The 279-nt window shown below is 68.5% G+C and carries 1 protein-coding gene; it reads left to right on the forward strand.

Annotation, left to right across the window (positions count from 1 at the left end):
- On the forward strand, positions 1 to 279 hold a 279-nt coding region (locus R0J92_RS22570; protein ID WP_411053302.1), incomplete at both ends, for a hypothetical protein.

Here is a 279-nt window from a genome sequence, read left to right on the forward strand (position 1 = left end):
GATCTGCTCGCGCGCTACAAGCCGTGGATCGGCGACTGGGACGCCTTCCTGGACGTTCTGGTTCGGCCCAAGCCGACCTGCATCGTGGCCAATTCCGCACGGCTGGACCGCGACCGGCTGGCCGGGTTGCTGGCCGAGGTGGGCGCGGACCTTTCCCCTGTTCACGCTGTGGCCGCACACCGACCTCGACAAGGCACGTGCCGCCGGATTTGCCGATCTGGTCGTGCACGGGCACTTGCTGCTCGGCCTACTCGGCGGTTGGGTGCAGGCGGTGGGGTT

Source organism: Tritonibacter sp. SIMBA_163, from assembly GCF_046535935.1.
GTDB classification, from domain to species: Bacteria; Pseudomonadota; Alphaproteobacteria; order Rhodobacterales; family Rhodobacteraceae; genus Epibacterium; species Epibacterium scottomollicae.